The organism is Arthrobacter sp. TmT3-37 (assembly GCF_054510835.1).
Genome location: NZ_JBTNDU010000036.1, coordinates 1 through 1,282 on the forward strand (window position 1 = coordinate 1; position 1,282 = coordinate 1,282).

The following is a 1,282-nucleotide window of genomic DNA, read 5'->3' on the forward strand; positions in this document are numbered from 1 at the left end:
CCCTGGGCTACCCCACCGCGGCACAGGTCTGCGGGATCCGCGACAACGGGTGCTACCAGTCCTTCCAGAAGGGCGAGGTGTTCTGGTCCAAGGCCTCCGGAGCCGCGATCAGCAAGGCCGGCGTGATCCGCACCGCGTACCGTGCTGCCGGCGCCGAGAACGGAGCACTGGGCTTCCCCCTCGCCGCGGAGGCCTGCGGGCTCAAAGCCGGCGGCTGCTACCAGGCCTTCCAGAACGGAGAAATCCTCTGGTCCTCGGCCACGGGCGCCCAGATCTCCAAGGCCAGCCCGATCCGCACCGCGTACCGGGCAGCACGCGCGGAGAACGGCATCCTGGGCTACCCCACCAGCGCGGAGATCTGCGGACTCAAGCTCGGCGGGTGCTACCAGACGTACCAGAACGGGGAGATCCTCTCCTCCACCGAGACCGGAGCACACATCACCAGGACCGGCGGGATCCGTAACGCCTACCGCGCCGCGGGCGCCGAGAACAGCGCCCTCGGATTCCCCGCCGGCGAGGAGACCTGCGGCCTGCGCAACGGCGGCTGCTACCAGTCCTTCGCATCGGGCGAGATCATGTGGTCGCCCGCCACCGGCGCGCAGATCATCTCCAACAGCCCCATCCGCACCGCCTACCGCAAGGCAGGAGCAGAGAACAGCCTCCTGGGCTACCCCGTGAACGCCCAGGTCTGCGGCATCCGCGACAAGGGCTGCTACCAGTCCTTCCAGGGGGGCGAGATCCTCTGGTCCAGCGACTCCGGAGCCAACATCAGCAGGACCGGCGGCATCCGCGACCTCTACCGATCCCTCGGAGCGGAGAACGGCCAGCTGGGCTTCCCCGTCACCGCCGAGATCTGCGGCCTGCGCGACGGCGGCTGCTACCAGTCCTTCCAGCGGGGCGACATCTACTGGAGCCCGAGCACCGGAACCACGCTCAGCACCTCCGGCTCCATCCGCAACGCCTACCGCAAGGCCGGCGCAGAGAACAGCGCCCTGGGCTACCCACTGACCGCCGAGATCTGCGGCCTGCGCGACAACGGCTGCTACCAGTCCTTCCAGAACGGCGAGATCCTCTGGAGCTCCAAGACCGGAGCCAGGATCACCGCCAACGGCCCCATCCGCACCACCTACCGCAAGGCCGGCGCCGAGAACGGAACCCTCGGCTACCCCACCACCAACCAGACCTGCCCCACCCGCACCAAATGCACCCAGAGCTTCCAACGCGGAACCCTCACCTGGACCTCCACCACCGGCGTCAAACGAACCTGACCCACCCCACCCCG

1 protein-coding gene is annotated in these 1,282 nt (G+C 68.7%); it reads left to right on the plus strand.

The features are described from left to right. Positions 1–1,268 (plus strand): LGFP repeat-containing protein (locus ACX80U_RS19155; protein ID WP_459269544.1); only part of this gene is annotated, 1,268 nt, incomplete at its 5' end. Positions 1,269–1,282: the final 14 nt, after the last annotated feature.